17 protein-coding genes and 1 pseudogene are annotated in these 21,590 nt (G+C 31.6%); 13 read left to right on the forward strand and 5 right to left on the reverse strand.

The window, feature by feature from the left end; all coding sequences use genetic code 11:
- The 4 genes and pseudogenes from FYJ26_RS10835 to mgtE all read left to right on the forward strand — a co-directional run.
- Positions 1 to 2,895: pseudogene (locus FYJ26_RS10835) on the forward strand (hypothetical protein); the annotation flags it as partial.
- A gap of 520 nt (positions 2,896 to 3,415) precedes the next feature.
- Positions 3,416 to 4,000, forward strand: coding sequence for a DJ-1 family glyoxalase III (locus FYJ26_RS08950; protein ID WP_154541674.1), 585 nt, complete (start codon positions 3,416 to 3,418; stop codon positions 3,998 to 4,000).
- A gap of 453 nt (positions 4,001 to 4,453) precedes the next feature.
- Positions 4,454 to 5,656 (forward strand): S41 family peptidase, encoded by a 1,203-nt coding sequence (locus FYJ26_RS08955; protein WP_154541676.1) that lies wholly within the window; start codon positions 4,454 to 4,456, stop codon positions 5,654 to 5,656.
- A gap of 4 nt (positions 5,657 to 5,660) precedes the next feature.
- On the forward strand, positions 5,661 to 7,019 hold the full coding sequence (gene mgtE, locus FYJ26_RS08960) for a magnesium transporter (RefSeq protein ID WP_154541678.1): 1,359 nt from the start codon (positions 5,661 to 5,663) through the stop codon (positions 7,017 to 7,019).
- Positions 7,020 to 7,098: 79 nt separating this feature from the next.
- Here mgtE and FYJ26_RS08965 read toward each other — a convergent pair whose 3' ends face one another.
- Genes FYJ26_RS08965 through FYJ26_RS08980 form a run of 4 tightly spaced genes read right to left on the reverse strand, consistent with a single transcriptional unit; the run spans position 7,099 to position 11,750 of the window.
- A complete protein-coding gene (locus FYJ26_RS08965; protein ID WP_154541680.1) occupies positions 7,099 to 8,343 on the reverse strand; it encodes a YkvI family membrane protein in 1,245 nt (414 codons plus the stop codon).
- Between the two features lie 21 nt (positions 8,344 to 8,364).
- Positions 8,365 to 9,297, reverse strand: a complete 933-nt coding sequence (locus FYJ26_RS08970; RefSeq protein WP_154541682.1) for a 1-phosphofructokinase family hexose kinase — start codon at positions 9,295 to 9,297, stop codon at positions 8,365 to 8,367.
- Positions 9,298 to 9,328: 31 nt separating this feature from the next.
- Positions 9,329 to 10,708, reverse strand: coding sequence for a UDP-N-acetylmuramoyl-tripeptide--D-alanyl-D-alanine ligase (locus FYJ26_RS08975; protein ID WP_154541684.1), 1,380 nt, complete (start codon positions 10,706 to 10,708; stop codon positions 9,329 to 9,331).
- Positions 10,701 to 11,750, reverse strand: a complete 1,050-nt coding sequence (locus tag FYJ26_RS08980; protein WP_154541686.1) for a D-alanine--D-alanine ligase family protein — start codon at positions 11,748 to 11,750, stop codon at positions 10,701 to 10,703. The genes FYJ26_RS08975 and FYJ26_RS08980 overlap by 8 nt, the downstream gene beginning before the upstream one ends.
- Before the next feature lie 147 nt (positions 11,751 to 11,897).
- On the opposite strand from FYJ26_RS08980, the gene pepD reads away from it, so the two are divergent.
- The 9 genes from pepD (at position 11,898) to FYJ26_RS09025 (ending at position 20,677) form a co-directional block, all read left to right on the forward strand.
- Complete coding sequence (pepD, locus tag FYJ26_RS08985; RefSeq protein ID WP_154541688.1) at positions 11,898 to 13,316, forward strand: beta-Ala-His dipeptidase; 1,419 nt, start codon at positions 11,898 to 11,900, stop codon at positions 13,314 to 13,316.
- Positions 13,317 to 13,611: 295 nt separating this feature from the next.
- On the forward strand, positions 13,612 to 13,878 hold the full coding sequence (locus FYJ26_RS08990) for an HPr family phosphocarrier protein (RefSeq protein ID WP_154541690.1): 267 nt from the start codon (positions 13,612 to 13,614) through the stop codon (positions 13,876 to 13,878).
- An 88-nt stretch (positions 13,879 to 13,966) separates the two neighbouring features.
- Entirely contained in the window at positions 13,967 to 15,484 is a 1,518-nt protein-coding gene (locus tag FYJ26_RS08995) for a bifunctional metallophosphatase/5'-nucleotidase (protein WP_154541692.1), read from the forward strand.
- A 153-nt stretch (positions 15,485 to 15,637) separates the two neighbouring features.
- Complete coding sequence (sufC, locus tag FYJ26_RS09000) at positions 15,638 to 16,369, forward strand: Fe-S cluster assembly ATPase SufC (RefSeq protein WP_154541694.1); 732 nt, start codon at positions 15,638 to 15,640, stop codon at positions 16,367 to 16,369.
- Positions 16,356 to 17,786: a Fe-S cluster assembly protein SufB gene (gene sufB / locus FYJ26_RS09005; RefSeq protein ID WP_154541696.1), complete on the forward strand. Its 1,431-nt coding sequence runs from the start codon at positions 16,356 to 16,358 to the stop codon at positions 17,784 to 17,786. Before sufC ends, sufB begins: the two co-directional genes overlap by 14 nt.
- Positions 17,786 to 18,832, forward strand: coding sequence for a SufD family Fe-S cluster assembly protein (locus FYJ26_RS09010; protein ID WP_154541698.1), 1,047 nt, complete (start codon positions 17,786 to 17,788; stop codon positions 18,830 to 18,832). The genes sufB and FYJ26_RS09010 overlap by 1 nt, the downstream gene beginning before the upstream one ends.
- On the forward strand, positions 18,833 to 20,053 hold the full coding sequence (locus FYJ26_RS09015) for an aminotransferase class V-fold PLP-dependent enzyme (RefSeq protein WP_154541700.1): 1,221 nt from the start codon (positions 18,833 to 18,835) through the stop codon (positions 20,051 to 20,053).
- Positions 20,053 to 20,493 carry a Fe-S cluster assembly sulfur transfer protein SufU gene (gene sufU, locus FYJ26_RS09020; protein ID WP_154541702.1) on the forward strand — a complete coding sequence of 147 codons (441 nt, stop codon included), beginning with the start codon at positions 20,053 to 20,055 and terminating at the stop codon, positions 20,491 to 20,493. Before FYJ26_RS09015 ends, sufU begins: the two co-directional genes overlap by 1 nt.
- The gene (locus tag FYJ26_RS09025; protein WP_154541704.1) at positions 20,483 to 20,677 is read left to right on the forward strand and encodes a hypothetical protein; all 195 of its coding nucleotides are present in this window, start codon (positions 20,483 to 20,485) and stop codon (positions 20,675 to 20,677) included. The genes sufU and FYJ26_RS09025 overlap by 11 nt, the downstream gene beginning before the upstream one ends.
- Before the next feature lie 63 nt (positions 20,678 to 20,740).
- On the opposite strand, the gene FYJ26_RS09030 is transcribed toward FYJ26_RS09025, so the two are convergent.
- Positions 20,741 to 21,571 (reverse strand): Cof-type HAD-IIB family hydrolase, encoded by an 831-nt coding sequence (locus FYJ26_RS09030; protein ID WP_154541706.1) that lies wholly within the window; start codon positions 21,569 to 21,571, stop codon positions 20,741 to 20,743.
- Positions 21,572 to 21,590: the final 19 nt, after the last annotated feature.

Genomic DNA, 21,590 nt, shown 5'->3' on the forward strand with positions numbered 1-21,590 from the left:
GAAGAACAAAAAACAGGTTTAACAGTTAAAAACCAAGACGAAACTACACCAACAACAGTAACAGCCAAAGATGAAGACGGAACAGAAATTCCAGTAAAAGTCGATCCAGAAACAGGAGAAATCAAGGTAACACCAGGAACAAATGTAGATGGACCAATAACTGTTACAATCAAAGATGAAGACTTCAAGACAGATGAAAATCCAGAAGGCATCATCACAAAAGAAGTACCAGTAACAGGACACACAAAAGGTGTAGACGATAACGGATCAGATAAAACACAAGCTGATACAACAAATCCATTAACTCCTGAAAAAACTCCGGTAGTAAACAAAGAAGATCTAACCGAAGAAGAAAAAGCAGAAGTTAAGAAGAAAATCGAAGACGCAAACAAAGATGTATTCCCACAAGCAAAAGAAGGTCAAGAAGCTACAAAAGTAGAAATTGGCAAAGATGGAACAGCAACAATCACCTATCCAGATAAGTCACAAGACACAATAAAAGGTGAAGATTTGGTAAGGGAGAAGACAAAACTAACAGGAACTCCAGTAGTTGTTAATCCAAGCGATGAAGAACAAGCAACAGGAGTGAAAGTAGAAAATCAAGATAAAGAAACACCAATAACAGAAATAACAGCTAAAGACGAAGATAACAATGAATTAGCAGTGTTAATAGATGAAAATGGAAATATCTTAGTAACTCCAACTGAAAAAGTAGATGGACCAATAACTGTAACAGTTAAAGATACTGACTTTGAAGGTGGAAGTCAAACATTTGAAGTACCAGTAACAGGTCACTCAAAAGGTGTAGACGATAATGGATCAGATAAGACACAAGCTGATACAACAAATCCATTAACTCCTGAAAAAACTCCGGTAGTAAACAAAGAAGATCTAACCGAAGAAGAAAAAGCAGAAGTTAAGAAGAAAATCGAAGACGCAAACAAAGATGTATTCCCACAAGCAAAAGAAGGTCAAGAAGCTACAAAAGTAGAAATTGGCAAAGATGGAACAGCAACAATCACCTATCCAGATAAGTCACAAGACACAATAAAAGGTGAAGATTTGGTAGTTGAGAAAGCTAAACCAGTTCAAACAGAAGCTGAAAAGAATCCGGCAGTAGCTCCAGAAAAGACAACTGTTGAAAACAAAGAGAAATTAACACCGGAAGAAAAGCAAGAAGTTGAAGCAAAAGTTAAGAAAGCAAATCCAGAAGCAACAAAAGTAGAAGTAAAAGACGATGGAAGCGTAACATTAACTTACAAAGATGATTCAACAAATACTTTAACACCAGAACAAACAATAGTTGAGAAAGCTAAGCCAGTTCAAACAGAAGCTGAAAAGAATCCGGCAGTAGCTCCAGAAAAGACAACTGTTGAAAACAAAGAGAAATTAACACCGGAAGAAAAGCAAGAAGTTGAAGCAAAAGTTAAGAAAGCAAATCCAGAAGCAACAAAAGTAGAAGTAAAAGACGATGGAAGCGTAACATTAACTTACAAAGATGATTCAACAAATACTTTAACACCAGAACAAACAATAGTTGAGAAAGCTAAGCCAGTTCAAACAGAAGCTGAAAAGAATCCGGCAGTAGCTCCAGAAAAGACAACTGTTGAAAACAAAGAGAAATTAACACCGGAAGAAAAGCAAGAAGTTGAAGCAAAAGTTAAGAAAGCAAATCCAGAAGCAACAAAAGTAGAAGTAAAAGACGATGGAAGCGTAACATTAACTTACAAAGATGATTCAACAAATACTCTAACACCGGAACAAACAATAGTTGAGAAAGCTAAGCCAGTTCAAACAGAAGCTGAAAAGAATCCAGCAGTAGCTCCAGAAAAGACAACTGTTGAAAACAAAGAGAAATTAACACCGGAAGAAAAGCAAGAAGTTGAAGCAAAAGTTAAGAAAGCAAATCCAGAAGCAACAAAAGTAGAAGTTAAAGACGATGGAAGCGTAACATTAACTTACAAAGATGATTCAACAAATACTCTAACACCGGAACAAACAATAGTTGAGAGAGAAAAAACAGATGCTGAGAAAATAGACCCATCAATTCCAGAAAAGACAAAAGTCGAAGATAAAAACAACTTAACTGACAAAGAAAAAGAAGAAGTTAAGAAGAAAATTGAGGAAGCAAACAAAGACAAATTCCCAGAAGGAACAAAAGTCGAAGTAGGCAAAGATGGAACAGCAACAATCACATATCCAGATAATTCAGTAGATACTATTAATGGTAGTGATTTAGTAGAAGCAAAAACAGACGCTGAAAAAATCGATCCATCAATTCCAGAAAAGACAAAAGTCGAAGATAAAAACAACTTAACTGACAAAGAAAAAGAAGAAGTTAAGAAGAAAATTGAGGAAGCAAACAAAGACAAATTCCCAGAAGGAACAAAAGTCGAAGTAGGCAAAGATGGAACAGCAACAATCACATATCCAGATAATTCAGTAGATACTATTAATGGTAGTGATTTAGTAGAAGCAAAAACAGACGCTGAAAAAATCGATCCATCAATTCCAGAAAAGACAAAAGTCGAAGATAAAAACAACTTAACTGACAAAGAAAAAGAAGAAGTTAAGAAGAAAATTGAGGAAGCAAACAAAGACAAATTCCCAGAAGGAACAAAAGTCGAAGTAGGCAAAGATGGAACAGCAACAATCACCTATCCAGATAATTCAGTAGATACTATTAATGGTAGTGATTTAGTTGAACAAAAAGTTAAAGCTACAGGAACAGAAGAATCTCCAAAGAGAAGATCTGAAAAATCAGCAATCAAAAATGATTATGTTAAAAAATCTGATAATGTAAAAACAGGAGTAGGATCAGCTACTGGTATAGTTGCAACAATAGCTGCCGCTGTTAGTGGACTTTTTGCATCAAAGAAAAGAAAAAATAAATAAGATTTTTATTAATCTATAATTTTTAAGAAGGTCATATGACCTTCTTTTTTTATATTGAATTACAATTGTAAGGAGAATATGTATATAGGATTTTTAGATATTTATGATATAATAATTTATTGAGTTTCTATAGCCTTATTATAATCAAGGAAAGGAGAGATAGCTGAGCTTGAAAGGTTAGAAAATGATTACCAAAGGTTAAAAGAAATTTATGATATAGTAGCCATTATAGACAATACAAATAAAGATAAGATATCAGCTAAAGAAAATAAAAGTTTTAGAAAAACTCAAAATACTAAAAAATTTAAGAAAATTAAAGAAGAAATTAAATCAGAAAATATCAAATCTCGTGTAACAAGTATAAGTGCAATCATTGCAACCCTTATAGCGAGTACATTTGCTTTATTTGTTAGCAAAAAAAGAAGAAAATAACATTTACTAAAATCGGGGTCTAAGCTTCGGTTTTTTGTAAAAAATATTTTTTGGGTATAGGTATAATGAAAACTTTAAAGGAGGAATTATGGAAAAAGTATTAGTATTTTTGGCAGACGGCTGTGAAGAAGTAGAAGCTCTTACAGTAGTGGATTATCTTAGAAGAGCTGATATAAAAGTAGATACAGCTTCTATAAAAGATGATCTAAATGTATGTGGCTCTCATGATATTATTATTAAGGCAGATAAGAGAATAGATGAGATAAATAACGATGAATACTCTGCTATTTATATACCAGGAGGTACAAAGGCAGCTGAAAGATTAAGAGATGACGATAGGGTTATTGAAGTTGTAAAAAACTTTGAAAATACAGGAAAAATAATATCTGCGATTTGTGCAGGTCCAATAGTTCTAGATAGGGCAGGTGTATTAAAAAATAAAAAATGTGTATCTTTTCCATCTATAGAAGACGAACTTAAAGATATTGGAGAATATAAAAAAGATGAGTTAGTGGTAGAAGATGGTAATGTTTTAACATCCAGAGGAGCTGCTACAACAATTTATCTAGCTTTAAAATTAGTAGAAAAGATTAAGGGAGAAGAAGCAAAGGAGAACTTAAAACCAACTATTCAACAAAATTTCGTTGAAAAGTATTTTGAATTTAAATATTAATAAAATTTTAAAAGTATATATTAAAATGTCCTCTTAAATCAAAGAGGATATTTTAGTTAAGATGCTTTATTTTTGGTTTCAGCTTATTTGTGATAGGTATAGAGAACTCTAATAAAATACTTAATATTATAAGATTTTTATTTTAATAAATCTAGAAATGAAAAATAGTTGATATAATATTATTTTAAATTAAATATATTTGCCATTATATCCTATTACTATATTTTTTAAAGATATATTTATGGATTTAGTGATTTTTCGTCAGATGAGTTTCACATAAGTAAGTTTTTTCATATATTTATTTTATATCTTATTATAGTGTATTTTAGCCAAAATTCTAAATTCTTTTATTACTTAACTTTGTTTTAAAAAAAATCTCTATGTGTTAAAATATAATAATACAAGGGATTTATTTTTTATTTAAGTAAATTAATATAGATGTATGGAGGTATTATGAAAAAGATAGGTAAAGTTTTATTAGCTTTTTTGCTAACTATAGCTGTAGGCTTTACTGGTTTTACTCTGGGCAAAAACTCATCTAATGATAACCCTATGATGAGTGAGGAAAATCAAAAACATATGGCTCAGATGGATGCCATGAAAAAGCTTATAGATGAAAATTTCTTATTTGATTATGATGAGAGTAAGTTATATGATGGATCATTAAGAGGGATGTTTGAAAGTCTTAATGATCCTTATACTTCTTTTTATAGTAAGGAAGAATTTGACAAGCTTATGGAAAGTGTTAATGGAGAATATGCAGGAATTGGTGTAATTGTCCAAGCAAGTGAAGAAGGCTATATTAAGGCTATTTCTGTATTTGATGATTCTCCTGCACAAAAAGCTGGGATAAAATCTGGAGATTACATTACAAAGGTCGGAGATAAGTCTTATAGTGCAAATGAATTAGAAAAGGCAGTAAGCGAGATTAAAGGTGATGTAGGAAGTGAAGTTAAGATTACAGTCCTAAGACTCAAAGAAGATGGAAAAACTGAAGAAATTGAGTTTAATGTAAAAAGAGAAAATGTTAAGATTGATACAGTTGATAGTAAAATCGTAGAAAAAGATGACAAGAAAATTGGCTATATAAAATTAAAACAATTTGAAGAAGTTACAAAGGAAGATTTTGCAAAAGAACTTCAAAGTGTTAAAGCTCAAAATGTAAATGGTATTGTACTTGATTTAAGGAATAATCCAGGTGGAAACCTAGATGTGTGTTTGGCTATAGCTGATACATTTCTTGATGAGGGAGTTATAGTATCTACTGTAGATAAAAAGGGAAAAGAAATAGTAGAAAAAAGCGATAGTGAAGCTGATACTACCCCTATGACAGTGCTTATAAATGAAAATTCCGCTTCAGCTTCTGAAATATTGGCGGGAGCTTTTAAAGATAGAGCTAGGGCTAAGATTGTTGGCAAAACATCATTTGGTAAGGGAATTGTTCAAAAAATTTTCCCATTTGAAGATGGAACTGGTGTAAAGATTACAATTAGTGAATATTTTACACCAAACAAAACTAAAATCCATAAAATTGGTGTAAAACCTGACGTAGAGGTTGATAATGACAAAGACTTTAGCTTAGATATAGAAAATCTTGATAAGGATAAACAGTTTCAAAAGGCCATAGAGGTCTTATTAGAAGATATAAAGGGATGATAATATGGAAAGCTACAACAGTGAGCAAAGAATTGCAGAGCTTGAAGAGCTTTTGAGGGCTAAGGATATTCCTAATTTAAAGGATTCCCTTAGGAGAACTAATCCAGTAGATATAGAAGAGTTTATGTCAGATCTTGACAATGAACAATCTTTGATTGTCTTCAGATTGCTTAGAAAAGACGATGCAGCAGAAGTATTTGCAGAGCTAAAAAATGAGGGTAAACACAGACTTTTAACCTCTATAACAGATCCTGAAATTGATTCTATAGTTAACGCATTGAACTTCGATGATGTAATAGATACTCTTGAAGAGATGCCAGCGACTGTAGTTAAGAGGATGCTTAAAAACTCTGACGCAGAAACTCGTAAAAAGGTTAATGAATTTTTGCAATTTCCAGAAGATTCTGCCGGAAGCTTGATGACTACAGAATTTGTAGAAGTAAAACCAGAAATGACATGCAAAGAAGTTTTAGATAGGATAAAAAAGGTTGGTTCAACAAAAGTTACTATATATACTTGTTATGTAACTAGTAAGAGAAAGTCCTTACTAGGATATGTTTCACTAAGACTTATTGTAACTAGTGATTCAGATACCAAAGTAAAAGATTTGATGTATGAAGATGTTATTAGTGTAGAAGCCTATGAGGACCAAGAGGAGGTTGCCAAAACTTTTATGAGGTATGGTTTTACTGCTCTTCCTGTAGTAGATAGTGAAAGACGTCTTATAGGAATTATCACAGTAGATGATATCATGGACGTAATGGAACTTGAGGCTACAGAGGACTTCCAAAGAATGGCAGCTATTACTCCAGACGAAGAAGAGTATTCTACAACATCAGCCTTTAAGCTTGCCAAAAATAGGCTTCCTTGGCTTATGTTTTTGATGATATCAGCTTCTTTTACATCAACTATACTCAAGTCAAGTCAACAGGTTATAGAGTCAATTATAGCTCTTAATATGTTTATACCTATGCTTACAGACTCAGGTGGAAATGCAGGAAGCCAATCATCAACTCTAGTTATTCGTGGTATGGCTACAGGTGATGTTGAGCTTAAAGATTGGTATAAGGTGGTATTTAAGGAACTTCAAATAGGACTAATGATAGGTTTAGTTATGGCTATAGTTGCCTTTGGTAAATGTATGTTATTTGATAAGGTAGGTTCTGAAGTTTCTCTTATAGTTGCCCTAACCATATTTATTATTATAGTTATAGCAAAGGTTGTAGGAGCCCTACTTCCTATGGGAGCCAAAAAAATCGGCTTTGACCCAGCCATTATGGCAAGCCCACTTATAACAACTATAGTAGACTCAATTGGTTTATTATGCTACTTTGAAGTTGCAAAAATCATAATGGGTATCTAGGTAAATATTAATTATAAAAATTAGGGGCTGTTGCAAAATTTATTAATTTTGCAACAGCCCCTTTTATTGTATTTATAGATTAATTGTTTTTTTCATTTTCTTTAAGATCTTCTTTTACTTCTTCATTAACAGCTTCTTTGATATTTTTATTATCTATTATTGAAGATTCAATAAGTCTATCAAGTTTTTCTTTTTCCACTTTTCCAAATTCTTCACTATCATCTAGTTTTCTCTTAGTTAGGACATTAATGCCAAATCTTCTTCTCATTTCATGTTTAATTTCTTTTCTTTCATTGAACCATGATAAAACAAGAATTGTAGTAAGGAACATTCCTAAAAATCCTAATATTGGATAAAGAACTGACATAAGTTGTTTAAAACCTAAAAATGATAGGGCAAATCCTATAAGGGTAAAGATAACAAGATTTCTTCTAGATTTATTTTCAGTATCAGAAAATCTTCTTGCAGCAGCATAAAATAAGGATATGGCAGTATTAAATATCATTCCAAATATTATTATTGACATTAACAACCCTAGGTATGGGTGAATTTCCTCTAAAACTATTTGCATAGGTATATCAGAATCTTTTACATTTGGCAGCTGAAAAAATAGGGTGAATCCCACAAGTCCAGTTAGTATTGCTACTAAAAGTCCTCCCAACATTCCACCAATTCCAGCCTTAGCCGAGTTTGTTCTAGATCCGCCTAGTACAAATGCCATTGATATGCCACTCATCATGCATAGACCAAAATAGTTAATTGTAGAAAGCCCTATATTTGGTAGGGGATTAGGAAGTGATTTTCCTAGCGAATTAAGCATATTCCAATTTGGTTTTACTTTAACAAATGTAAAGATTGCTCCGATTATTGCAAAAATAATTATAAGTGGTGTAAAAGCTCCTATAACTTGGGTTACTTTTTCAAAGTCTAGCATTCCAACAAAGATTATAAGTAAGGTACAAATAAGAGCACCAACCCAAGCCTTAAAACCAAATTGTTGTTTAAGATTTGAACCTGCTCCTGCTATCATTACAAATCCCATCAAAAAGCAGTTTACTATAAGGGAAAAGTCCATAAATTTACTCACATATTTATTTGATATTTCATCAAGGACATCAATATGGCTTTCTGCTAAATAATGGCTTCCTAGTTGTAATATAATACCGCCTATAAGTATATGCAAAACGCCGACTATAATAAGTCCAAAAAGTCCTGGTGTGCCAAAGGATATAAAGTATTGCATAAGCTCTTGTCCGCTTGCAAGTCCTGCTCCTGTAAGTACACCTACGTAGGCTAGCATTATACTTATTGTTTTTTTATTCATTTTTTCTCCAGTTCTTAAGTTTTAAGAAAATTGATTAATAACAACTTTCTTGATTTTTTCTTCAATTTCTTCTCTGCTTGGTAAGTCTAATACCTCTGCTGTTGCAGTAGCAGCAGCAACCGCTACCTTATATGCTTCAAGCGGATCACTTGTTCTTACAAATGTTCCAATAAATCCACCTATCATAGCATCACGACAAGATACAGAATTAACTAAATTTTTGATTTCAATTTCTTCAGCTACATAGGAATGTCCATCCCTTGTAAAGAACATGGAACCCTTTTTACCATAGGATACTATAGCATTTTGAGCACCCATTTCTATGATTTTTTTTCCGTATTTATCAATATCTTCTAGAGATTCTATTTTAACATCAAAAATTATACTTAGGTCATCACTATTAGGCTTAACAAGGATAGGTTTTTCTTTTATAACGTCTTTCAAATATTCCGCTGGAATATCAGCTATAAAGTTGGCCCTATTTGCTTTAGCTATAGATACCATTCTTGAGTATATATCATTGTCCAACTTGTCTTTTAAAGGTGGAACAGAGCCTCCCATTATTATAGTATCACCTTCGCCAACCCTTGATAAATAATAAAGAAGTTCATTTATTTCCTCATGGCTTATATATGGCCCCTTAGAATTTATTGTGGTTTCATTTTTATCAAGCAAAAGCTTGATATTTGTTCTGTTAGAGCCTTTTATTTCAACAAAATCAGTCATGATTTTATCTTTTTCTAACCATTCTTCTATAAAAGCTCCTTGATGACCTCCTATAAATCCAGTTGCAATAGTTGGTATGTTAAGTTGATTTAAAACTCTAGAAACATTGATGGCCTTTCCACCAGGAAGGGTAAATTCATTAGAAACGTGATTTTTATCACCAAAATTAAAATTTTCAACTTCTAAAAATACGTCAACTGACGGGTTAAGAGTTACTGTGTATATCATAATTCCTCCATTAACTTTACTTCTATATTAATCATATCCTAAAGTTATAAATTGCTTCTATAATTTCTTCCATATGAAGCCCTCTTGACCCCTTTACAAAGACAAGGCTAGATTTTGTTATTATTTGCTTTAACTTGTCAATTAAATCATCTTTATTTTCAAAATGAAGAGATCTATTTTTTGAGAAGTTTTTAAGGCTTGCCTTGTGCATTTGTTTTGAAAGAGGTCCATAGAATAAAACATAGTCAATTTTTTTAGGATCTATTTCAAGACCTGACTCATAGTGAAGTTTCTCTTCATCCTCTCCAAGTTCAAGCATATCTCCTAATACAGCGATTTTGTTCATGTATCCATCAAGTATTCCTGCAAGGTTTAGCCCTTCTCTTAAGGATTGAGGATTAGATTTATAGGCATCATTAAGGATATCAAAGCCATTTCTTTGGATAAGTTCATTCCTATTTCCAGTATTACTTGCTTTTAGTAGGCCGTTGTTAATATCTTTGTATGAAAGCTTAAAGATTTTTCCAATCAAAACTGCCAAGGCTGCATTGTAAACTTGGTGGGCTCCAAGTAGTGGAACGGTATATTCCTCATCTTTATAGATAAATCTTGTGTAAGTATTTGTAAGACTTAAAGATTTAACCTTAAAATCGACATCATCATTTTGACCAAAAGTTAGGACTTTTTGTGATAGCTTATAGTTTGGAAATACCTTTTTTAGGATTTCGTCATCACCATTGTAGATAAATAATCCATCTTCTTTTAAACCTTCTATTATTTCAAACTTAGCTTTTGCAATGCCTTCTCTTGTTTTAAGTTTAAGAAGATGGGCATCACCTATATTTGTTATAGCTGCTATATCAGGTCTTGCAATGTTTGTAAGAAGAGATATTTCTCCAAAATCATCTGTACCCATTTCTACAACTCCTATCTCAGTATCATCTGAAAATGATAGGATAGTTCTTGGTACACCTATTTCATTATTTAGGTTGCCATGAGTTTTTTCAACTCTGTACTTTTCTGATAATACTGCATGTATTAGGTTTTTGGTTGTAGTTTTTCCATTTGAACCTGTAAGGGCAATTATTGTTATATCAAGTTCATTCCTATAAGCTTTGGCTAAGTCTTGGAGAGCTTTTTTTGTATCATCTACTATGCAATATGGAATAGTGACTGACTTTGGAACCTTGAAATTTTTATCTATCAAAAAGCAAGGAGCTCCAGCTTTTTCACATTCTTCTATAAAGATTCTACCATCAAATTTTTCACCAACTATGGGTATATAAAGATTTCCATTTTGTATAGTTCTAGAGTCTATAGAAACTCCTCTAATAATAACATCAGAAGATGATGGATCTGAAATTTCTCCACCAAGCATCTTACAAATGTGACCTAGCGTTCTTTCAATCATTTAAAACTCCTTTTTTATATCTTTTAAAACCTTCATCTATAAGTAGGTCTAAAACTTCTGTAAAATTTAGGCCAAAGGAAATTTCACAAAGTCTTGCAAAAAATGATGAAGGTGTGAAACCTGGGAAGGTATTTATTTCATTTATAAAGAAGTCATGGTCTCTATAAAATATGTCAACTCTTGCAAATCCTTCACAATCACAAGCCTTATAGCATTTTATTGCAAAGTCTTTAAGCCTTTTTTCATCATCTTCATCCATTTCATAAGGAAGGGCTTCTTTGGTAGACTTATCAAAGTATTTGGCATCATAGTCTAGAAATACATGGTCAGTTGTATAGGCACCTGGTCTACTTGCTTTAGGGTTAATATCTCCAATTACTGCGATTTCAACTTCTTGACCTCGAATAGCCTCTTCAACAAGAATTTTTTCATCATATTTTAGTGCTTCTTTTCCATATTCTTTTAAATCTTCAATATTTTCTGCCTTATTTACTCCTACTGATGAACCATTGGCAGAAGGTTTTACAATCATAGGAAATTTTATATATTCTACACATTTTTTTATAAAATTGTCATCAAAAGAATCTTTTTTTGCATAAAGGTATCTTGCCTGTGATAATTTGTTTTTTTCAAAAATATCATTAGCTGTAACCTTATCCATACATACTGATGATGATAAAAGACCATTTCCAATATAAGCAACATCAAGACAGTCTAAAAAACCTTGAATAGTTCCGTCTTCGCCATATGTTCCATGGATACATGGAATTATCATCAATTTATCCTTATCAAGGTCTTTTATATCTAATAAGAAATCAGAGATTGATTCAAGAAGGTTATCTTTACAATCCTTAACTAAGTCAAATTCATCATCTGTTTCATAAAAGTCAAAAGCTTTTGAAAAGCATCCTTTTTTGTTAACATAAACAATTTTTAGTTTATATTTGTCTTTGTTTAAATTTTTTGAAATGTTGAGGGCACTCCTTAGGGAAATATCATGCTCACTTGAAGGACCTCCACATAATAAATAAGTATTAATCATATATCTCTCCACATTAATTTTATATAAAAATTTTACTACATATTAGAATATAGGGCAAATAAAAGACTTATGGGAGATTCAACTTTGTCAGATGCTTTTATATTTTAGTCAATACTAGTATAGTATTGGTAGGAATTAGGAGGTAATATGGAATATAAAGATTTAGAACCAAAAGAAGTATTTCATTGGTTTGGAGAAATATCCAAAATACCAAGAGAAAGTGGAAATGAAAAGGAAATATCAGATTTCCTAGTAAACTTTGCTAAAGAAAGAAACTTAGAATATTGGCAAGATGATGTCTTAAATGTTTTTATAAAAAAAGAAGCAAGTCCAGGTTATGAAGATTATCCTTCAGTATTGCTTCAAGGTCATATGGATATGGTGGCTGTGAAAGAAGATGGATCAGATCATGACTTTAAAAAAGATCCAATCAAACTTTTACTTGATGGACAATGGCTTACAGCAGAGGCTACAACACTTGGAGCAGACGATGGGATAGCTTTAGCCTTTGCCCTTGCTATTTTAGATGATGATAAGATAGAACATGGTCCAATTTCAGTTCTCATAACTACAGGTGAGGAAACATCAATGGTTGGTGTTAATAACTTAGATACAGATAAACTAGAAAATCCAAAATATCTATTAAATATAGATAGTGAAGAAAATGGAATTCTCACTGTAGGATGTGCTGGGGGAATGGATATAGAATTTTCATTTGATAAAGAATATGAAAAATCTGATGGAGACTTTGTAGAAATTGAACTAAAGAATTTCCAAGGCGGTCACTCAGGAATGGAAATTGATAAGTATAGACTAAATGCTATTAAAGGACTTTTCCGTATGATAGATAGTCTAGAAGATGTAAGAATTGCAGAAGTTTCAGGTGGAGTTAAGAGAAATGCTATACCATCCCAAAGTAGGGCTATAATAGAAGTTAAAAACCTTGATAAATCTCTTAAAAAGTTAGAAGAAGTAAAAGAAGAAATTCTTCATGAATATAAAGGTTCTGATCCAAAGGGTGAGATAAAAATTAAAAGTGTAGAAAAGAGAAGTAAAGTTTTATCAAAGGATTTATCTCAAAGAATGACAGATGCAGTATTAGCAGTATCTGATGGAGTTGTCAAAAAATATAAGGGCTCTCTTGTAACAAGTTCAAACCTTGGTCTTATAGATGAAGATGAGGATAAGATTATTTTTATAGTACTTACTAGAAGTGAAGTTACATCAGCAAAAAGAGCAAGACGTGACCAAATTAAAAAGCAAGTTAAAGCCTATGGGGCAGAACTATATTGTCACAATGAATATCCTGGATGGGAAAGAGAAGACAGTATATTACTTGAGAAAATGATTAAAACATGGAAGGACTTATTTGGATACAATCCAAAAGTTCTAACAACTCATGGTGGACTTGAGTGTGGACTTTTAAAACAAGATTTAAAAGATACCCAAATGGTATCATTTGGTCCAGAGATTGAAGGTGCTCATTCTACAGATGAGAGGCTTAATATAGAATCTACTAAAAATAACTATAAATTCTTATTAGAATTATTAAAAAGATTAGATTGATTTATAAATGGATAAAATAAAGAGGGATAATGACCCTCTTTATATTTATTTTGCGAAAATATATAAAAAAGTTTTGTCAAATATTTTTTTAGTGATATAATAATTTCTAGAAAAGATTACAAATGATAGTATATAGGCTGAGTTATTTTATACATTAATGCAAGAAAGATTTTGTAAAATCGTTTGCTATTGTTTTTATTATAAAAACGTGTATAATAATAACTAAAGAATCTATTATATAAATAAAGTCTAAGATTATACTATTTTGAAATAGCAACGAATTAATGGAGGAATTATGTACGAGGAAAAAGTCACGCTTGTAAATGAAATCGGTTTACACGCTAGACCTGCATCAATCTTTATTAGAGAAGCAGTGAAACATGCTTGTGATATAAATGTTGAAAAAGATGGCAGATCTTATAATGCTAAATCTATCATGTCTGTACTTTCTATGAGTGCTGGTAAGGGTGATGAGATTACTATAAAAGCTCAAGGAGAAGGTGAAAAAGAAGCTGTTCAAGCTTTAGTTGATTTAGTTGAAAATGAATTAAGCGATTATTAGTTGAAATATAGTTTAAATAAAATAAAATACTTATTATAAGAGAACACTTTTATAAAAAGTGTTTTTTTTTGCTAGAAAAGGAGGGCTTATGAAAATAAAACTTTTGTTTACAAGTGACCTTCATGGCTATATTTTCCCTACTGACTATATTAGTAAGGAAGAAAAAAACATTGGCCTAAGTAAACTTTCTACTATTATTGAAGAAGAAAAAGATGAGAATACACTCTTAATAGATTTGGGTGATTTTATTCAAGGATCAGTCCTTGCTGAATATGTATATGAAAGTTCAAATATATCATATCTTGCAAATATTCTAAATACTATTGGATATGATATAGGAGTTTTAGGAAATCATGGTTTTAACTATGGTAAAGACTATGTAAAGAAATATATGAAATCCTGTAACTTTCCATACCTTTGTGCAAATATCAAAGAAAATGGCAAAGATTTTGCAAAAGAGTATGAGGTAATTGAAAAAAATGGAATAAAAATTGGGATTATTGGGCTTTCAACGCAGTATATAAAAAATTGGGAATTAGAGGATAATATCAAGGATCTTTTTTTTGAATCAGCCTTTGAAAAGGCAAAAGAGCTTTCAGAAAAATTAAGAGATAAGGTAGATATTTTAGTAATAGCTTACCATGGAGGTTTTGAAAAAGATCTTGAAACAGGGGAGATAACTGATACTAATATCGGAGAGAATGAAGGGTATAAAATCTTAAAGGAAATTCCAGGAATTGATGTAATTCTTACAGGCCATCAACATAGAAAATTATCTCAAATAATTGATGATGTAGCTATTTGTCAGCCAGGCTATAGAGGAGAGTTTTTGGGAAAGGTTGAGATTTTACTTGATGATGATAAAAACATTATAAATAAAGAAGTATCTTTAAAAGACACAAGGTTTGTAGAAGAAAACAAACTTATAAAAGAGAAATATTCCTATATAGAAGAATCGATGGCAGATTGGTTAAATGAAGAATTGGGGGTAGGAGATGACCTTAGAATTTTAGATACAAATTATGCAAGATTTCATGGACATCCTTATCCTAATTTTGTAAATAAGGTTCAACTAGAAAATTCAGATGCTGATATTTCTTCTACTTCCATATTTCTTATGGAGGCACCTGGACTTGGCAAAAATATTACAAGAAGGGATATACTAAACAACTATCCTTTCAATAATACTCTTGCAGTAATTGAAATTAATGGAAGAGAGCTTAAAGAGGCTCTTTGCTTAAATTCGATGTACTTCATTAAGAAAAATGGAAACTTTGAGGTAAATGAGTCCTATCTTAAACCTAAAATAAAATGCTACAATTATGATTTTTATTATGGTATAGAATATATTTATGACTTAAATAAATCGCTCAATCAAAGACTAGTAAGCTTAAAATATAAGGGAAAAGAAGTAAAAGATGATGACAAATTTAAGCTTGTTACTAACCAATATAGGGCCTTGGGTGGAGGAGATTATTGGATGTTTAAGGGAAAAGAGATTATTTATTCTGTAGATAAGCCCATAAATAGGATGTTAATAGATTATGTTAAAAGAGAAGATTATATAAAAGCAGATAGGAAAATTAATTTCAAATTTATAAGATAAATGTTAAAATTTCAAGTTTTGACAATTCATACTAAAGTAGTATACTTTATAATGTATAAAGCTGGTAAAAATGGTATAATTTAACAGAAATATTATATTTATGAAAATATAGGAATATTTGTTTTTTCTTAAACTTATTTAAAGAGGTATTAAATGAAAGAATTATTAAAAGTTGAAAATTTACATGTTTCAGTAGATGATACTGAAATATTAAAAGGAATAGATTTAAAGGTAAATGCAGGTGAAGTTCATGTGATTATGGGTTCAAATGGGTCAGGTAAATCTACCTTAATGAATGCTATCATGGCAAATCCGATTTATGATGTAACAGAAGGAAAAATTTATTTTGAAGGTGAAGACATTACAGACCTTACAACAGACAAGAGAGCAAAAGCTGGAATTTTTATGTCCTTCCAATCACCAGATGCAATTTCAGGTGTTAGGCTTGGAGATTTCTTAAAACAAGCCAAAGAAGAAGTTACAGGAAAAAAACCTTCAATTTTAGGCTTTAACAAGGAATTAAAGAAGGAAATGGAAGAATTAAAACTTTCTGAAGAATATGCTTATAGATATGTAAATGTTGGATTTTCAGGAGGAGAAAGAAAGAAGTCTGAAATCTTACAACTTAAAATCCTAAATCCAAAACTTGCTATGCTCGATGAGACAGACTCAGGTCTTGATGTTGATGCGGTAAGGATAGTAAGCGAAGGAATTAAAAATTATTTATCAGAAGATAATGCAGTTATAGTAGTAACTCACCACAATGAGCTTTTAGCAAATATCGACGTAGACTATGTTCATGTTCTTAAAGATGGAAAAATTAAATACACATCAGATGCATCATTAATGGAAAAAATTGAAAAAGAAGGATATGAGTGGGTTTAATATGACAGAAAAGAAATTTGATGAATCAAGCTTTAAGGATATAGATAGGGGTATCTATGATGTTATTGATAAGTTTGAATACTCTGATATATCTGATAAGGGTTTAAATAGAGAAATTGTGGAGCAGTTATCAAGAAAGAAGAATGAACCAGAGTGGATGCGTAAAAGAAGACTACAATCACTTTTAATTTTCGAAAAAACAGCAAATCCACTATGGGGACCAGACCTATCTGAGCTTAATATAGAGGATATAACAACCTATGTTAAGCCTAAAACTGATAAAAAGGACAATTGGGATGCCCTACCTAAAGAGATAAAGGATACATTTGATAGGCTTGGAATACCTCAAGCGGAGCAAGAATCTCTTGCAGGTGTAGGTGCTCAATATGATAGTGAGGAAGTTTATCACTCAATTCAAAAACATTTATCAGACCAAGGTGTAATTTTTACAGACTTTGATACGGCTTTAAAAAAGCATGAAGACATAGTTCATAAATATTTTCAAAGAGCAATTCCACCAACACTACACAAGTATGCAGCTTTACATGGAGCAGTTTGGTCAGGTGGATCTTTAATTTATGTTCCAAAAGGAGTAAATGTAGACATACCACTTCAATCCTACTACAGACTTAACGCTCCTGGAGCAGGACAATTTGAACATACCATGATAATTGCAGAAGAAGGTGCAAAAGTTCATTTTATAGAGGGATGTTCTGCACCAAGGTACAACGTAGTAAATCTACATGCAGGTAGTGTAGAGATTTTTGTTCACAAAGATGCAGATGTTAGGTTTTCTACAATAGAAAACTGGTCTAGAAATATGTATAATCTAAATACAAAAAGAGCTATAGTGGAAGAAAATGGTAAAGTTGAATGGATATCAGGTTCATTTGGTTCAAAAGTATCCATGCTTTATCCTACAACTGTTCTTAATGGAGAAGGAGCTAGGGCAGAGTATACAGGAATTACATTTGCATCAGATGGACAATATATAGATAATGGTTGTTCAATGATTCATAACGCACCAAACACTTACTCTACAGCCCTTACAAAGTCTATAACTCAAGGAAGTGGTAAGTCTATGACAAGATCATATGTAAAAATCGGTAAAAAAGCAAAGGGTTCAAAATCTACTATAGATTGTGAAAACTTAATGCTTTCACGAGAGTCTAAGTCTGATACAATACCAACTCTTGATATAAGAAATGATGAAGTGGACTGTGGTCACGAAGCAAAAATTGGCTCTTTAGACCAAAAACAAATATTTTACCTAATGAGTAGGGGTATTCCAGAAAACGAGGCTAAGTCCATGATAGTTAGAGGGTTTGCAGAACCAGTTGCCAAGGAATTACCATTAGAATATGCAGTAGAGATGAATAATCTAATAGATATGGAATTGGAAGGAGCTAATGGCTGATGGAAAAAGTAAATGTAATGAGAGAACCTACTTGGTCTTATACAAAATTAAATTACAGTGAAAAAGCTCCAAGTATAAATGAATTTAAAAAATACCTTAATAAAGAATGTTCAAATAAAGAAAATAAAAATCTTGATGAGGTATTTGCACCAAAGACATATGGACTTTCAGAAGCTTTCTTAAAAGAAAATAAAGAATTTAATAACCTTAATATATATAGGGAGATTGAAGGAGAAAGTGGACTTGAATTTATAAATCTTAACCTTGATTCAAAGTCGAATCAACTTGTAACAAAAATAGATATAAATGCCAGAAAAAATTCAAAATCTTCATTTTTACTTAACTTTTCCCAATCTGAAAAGACAAAAAGTATTATAAATTCCTTGATAAGGGTTAATCTTGATGAAGACTCCTTTGTCAAGCTTGTTGTAGTAGTTGATATACAAGAAAATTCTTCAAATTTCCAACAAATATCATCAATTATAAATGATAGGGCAAAACTTGATATATCTTATATAGAACTACAAGCAGATGAATCTTATGTTTCTATAAAAAACTTCCTAGATGGAAATGAATCAAGTCTTGAAGAAAATGGAATTTACTTTAAAGACAAGAATGAATTCTTAGATATAGCTAGCTTTAATGAACATAAAGGTGAAATAACTTCATCAAACTGCCTATTTAATGGGGCTTTAAAAGGTAAGGCTGAAAAAAGGTGGAAAGGTGTAGTTGATCTTAAAAGAGGTTGCATAAAAGCTGATGGCAAGATAGGTGATTATGCTATGATGCTTAGCCCAGATGCTATAAATAGGTCAGCGCCAGTTTTATTAAATGAAGAAAAAGACGTGGCAGGTGAGCACGCTGCAAGTGTGGGCAGACTTAATAAATCAATGTTATTTTATATTATGAGTAGAGGATTTTCTAAGAAAAAGGCTGAAAGCTTGATGCTTGAAGCAAATTTTGCACCTACTATTGATAAGGTAGATCATAAAGAATTAAGAGAAAAGTTAAGGTATAAAATACACACAATGAATACGAGGGATTAGATGAATATAGAAAAAATAAGAAATGAATTTCCATTTTTGGATGCAGAAAAAACCGGGAAAAAAGTCATATATCTAGATTCAGCAGCTACAAGCCAAAAACCACTTTCAGTAATAAATGCTCAAGCAGATTACTATAAGTATTCAAATGCAAACCCTCATAGGGGCTCACATTATCTTTCTTGGAAGGCTACAGAAGTTTATGAAAAAACTAGAGAAAAAATTAGAAATTTCATAAATGCTAATAGACCTGAAGAGATAATATATACAAGAAATGCAACAGAGTCTTTAAATCTTCTTGCTTATTCTTATGCAAGTGAAAATTTAAAAGAAGGTGATGAGATATTAATATCAATTCTAGAACACCATGCAAATCTTGTACCTTGGCAAAGAGTTGCCAAAGAAAAGGGTGCTGTTTTAAAGTATGTTTACCTAAACGAAGACTTTTCTTTAGATTATAATCAGCTTCGTGATAAGATTACAAATAAAACTAAGATTGTAGCAATAACTGCGTCATCGAATGTAACAGGTGAGATGACCGATGTAAAAAAGATTACTAAGCTTGCCCATGAAGTAGGAGCTATTTCTATAGTTGATGCTTGCCAGCTTGCAGCTCACAAGGCTATAGATGTTAAAGATATTGATTGTGATTTTCTTGCTTTTTCAGGGCATAAAATGTATGCGCCATTAGGAATTGGTATTTTATTTGGGAAATATAGTCTTTTGGAAAATCTTAAGCCTTATAACCTTGGTGGAGATATGATTGAATATGTCTATGAACAAGAATCAACTTTTGCAAAACCAGCTCAAAGATTTGAAGCGGGAACTCAAGATGTTGGAGGAGTTGTAGGACTTTCAGCAGCTATTGACTTTATAAATGAAATTGGAATAGATAATATATATGAACACGAAAATGAACTTGTAAGATATGCCTATGACCTTATAAAAGATATAGATAATATAAAAATATTTTTCCCAGAAAAAAGAAATACAGGTTCAGTTTTATCCTTTGCTTTCTGTGATATACATCCCCATGATATTGCCTCAATCCTTGATATGAATGGGATTGCTGTAAGAAGTGGTCACCACTGTGCTATGCCGCTTCATACCTATTTAGGTGTATCTTCAACTTGCAGAGCTTCATTTGCAATATATAATACTAAAGAAGAAGTAGAATATTTTGCAAAAGAGCTTAAAAATGTAAGAAAGGTAATGGGATTATAATGGACTTAAATGATATATACACCCAAGTTATTTTAGAAAATTCTAGAAATCCAAGAAATAAAAGAACATTAGAAGCTCCTGATATAAAGGAGCCAGGACACAATCCTTCATGTGGAGATGAGATAGTTTTAGAATTAAAATATGATGAAGATAAAAACAAAATTACAGATGCCGCCTTTACTGGTCATGGATGTGCTATAAGTCAAGCTGCAACATCTGTAATGTGTGATGAAATTGTTGGAAAAACACTAGAAGAAGCTAAAGAAATGGCGAAAATTTATATTGCCATGATTAAAAGAGAAGACGTAAGTGATGAAGATTTGGAAAAAATTGGAGATGCAGCAGCTTTCCAAAATATTTCCAATATGCCTCAGAGGGTAAAATGTGCACTTTTATCTTGGAAGACTTTGGAAGAAGTTATAGAAAAAGATGAAAAATAATATAAAAGACTATAAAAGTCTTGAATTTTTAACTAGTCTAATAAGTTTAATTTTGCTTATAATACTCACAGTAATCCAGTATTGGAAGGGTAGACCATTTTGGTGGATATTAGTTTTAGTAACAATACTTATGGCAGCAAATTCATATTTAAAATATAAAAAAATCAAAAAAGAGAGTAGGTAAAATGAATTGAACCTATCAATCAGAATTCCAGATTGATAGGTTCAATTCAAAATCACTCTCTTTTTAGTTTGTATATTTTTCAAAATTATTTTCTATAAGTCTTTTAATAGCATATCCTACACCTGCCTTATTATTTGACTTTGTAACAAAGTCAGAATGAGGTTTTAATAAGTCGTTGGAATTTTCCATAGCTACAGCAAAGCCTGCCATTTCAAGCATAGGTATATCATTCATTTCATTTCCAATTGCCATTATTTCATCAAGTGCAAAGCCTAATTTTTCACTCATTAGTTTAATAGCATGTCCCTTGTTTGTTTTTGGATTCATTACTTCTATAAGGATAGGGGCAGTCTTTACATAGTAAAAATTATCATCTACAACTTTTGGCATATTATTCATCACTTTCTCTATATTCCAAGGCCAACCCATTATTAAAAATCTACCAAAAGTTTTATTCTTATCAAGGTTGTTATAATTAATTTTTTGTAATTTAAGTTTTGTGATAAAAGAATCAAGTCTTGTTAAAATATTGGGATTTTTGTGTCTTGTGTAAAAACTTTTATCATCCATAGCTGAGATTTGAACTTTAAACTTTTCTAGGGCCCTATCAAGTAGAATAAGGTCTTTGGGATATTGATAGGTTCCTGTAATAATCTCCTTAGTGTGGTTGTCAAAAATATATGATCCATTTTGGGAGATAGAAAAGTGACCTTCACCTTCAAGGTCAAGTTCTTTTACATAAGGTAAAATCCCAGAAAAAGGTCTTCCACTAACAAGGGCTATGTGACAGCCCATCGACTTTGCTTTTAAAATCATTTCTTTGTTTTTTTTCGGCAGACTCCTAGTTGATGTTAAAAGAGTACCGTCTATATCTATAGTAATTAGTCTAATCATAAGATAATTATACCATACT

The sequence above is a fragment of the Anaerococcus porci genome (genome assembly GCF_009696575.1).
Lineage (GTDB): Bacteria > Bacillota > Clostridia > Tissierellales > Peptoniphilaceae > Anaerococcus > Anaerococcus porci.

Excerpts from the sequence above, each read along its gene's own strand:
- FYJ26_RS08950 (WP_154541674.1), top strand. The coding sequence starts at position 3,416 with ATGGAAAAAGTATTAGTATTTTTGGCAGACGGCTGTGAAGAAGTAGAA.
- FYJ26_RS08955 (WP_154541676.1), top strand. The coding sequence starts at position 4,454 with ATGAAAAAGATAGGTAAAGTTTTATTAGCTTTTTTGCTAACTATAGCT.
- mgtE (WP_154541678.1), top strand. The coding sequence starts at position 5,661 with ATGGAAAGCTACAACAGTGAGCAAAGAATTGCAGAGCTTGAAGAGCTT.
- FYJ26_RS08965 (WP_154541680.1), bottom strand. The coding sequence starts at position 8,343 with ATGAATAAAAAAACAATAAGTATAATGCTAGCCTACGTAGGTGTACTT.
- FYJ26_RS08970 (WP_154541682.1), bottom strand. The coding sequence starts at position 9,297 with ATGATATACACAGTAACTCTTAACCCGTCAGTTGACGTATTTTTAGAA.
- FYJ26_RS08975 (WP_154541684.1), bottom strand. The coding sequence starts at position 10,708 with ATGATTGAAAGAACGCTAGGTCACATTTGTAAGATGCTTGGTGGAGAA.
- FYJ26_RS08980 (WP_154541686.1), bottom strand. The coding sequence starts at position 11,750 with ATGATTAATACTTATTTATTATGTGGAGGTCCTTCAAGTGAGCATGAT.
- pepD (WP_154541688.1), top strand. The coding sequence starts at position 11,898 with ATGGAATATAAAGATTTAGAACCAAAAGAAGTATTTCATTGGTTTGGA.
- FYJ26_RS08990 (WP_154541690.1), top strand. The coding sequence starts at position 13,612 with ATGTACGAGGAAAAAGTCACGCTTGTAAATGAAATCGGTTTACACGCT.
- FYJ26_RS08995 (WP_154541692.1), top strand. The coding sequence starts at position 13,967 with ATGAAAATAAAACTTTTGTTTACAAGTGACCTTCATGGCTATATTTTC.
- sufC (WP_154541694.1), top strand. The coding sequence starts at position 15,638 with ATGAAAGAATTATTAAAAGTTGAAAATTTACATGTTTCAGTAGATGAT.
- sufB (WP_154541696.1), top strand. The coding sequence starts at position 16,356 with ATGAGTGGGTTTAATATGACAGAAAAGAAATTTGATGAATCAAGCTTT.
- FYJ26_RS09010 (WP_154541698.1), top strand. The coding sequence starts at position 17,786 with ATGGAAAAAGTAAATGTAATGAGAGAACCTACTTGGTCTTATACAAAA.
- FYJ26_RS09015 (WP_154541700.1), top strand. The coding sequence starts at position 18,833 with ATGAATATAGAAAAAATAAGAAATGAATTTCCATTTTTGGATGCAGAA.
- sufU (WP_154541702.1), top strand. The coding sequence starts at position 20,053 with ATGGACTTAAATGATATATACACCCAAGTTATTTTAGAAAATTCTAGA.
- FYJ26_RS09025 (WP_154541704.1), top strand. The coding sequence starts at position 20,483 with ATGAAAAATAATATAAAAGACTATAAAAGTCTTGAATTTTTAACTAGT.
- FYJ26_RS09030 (WP_154541706.1), bottom strand. The coding sequence starts at position 21,571 with ATGATTAGACTAATTACTATAGATATAGACGGTACTCTTTTAACATCA.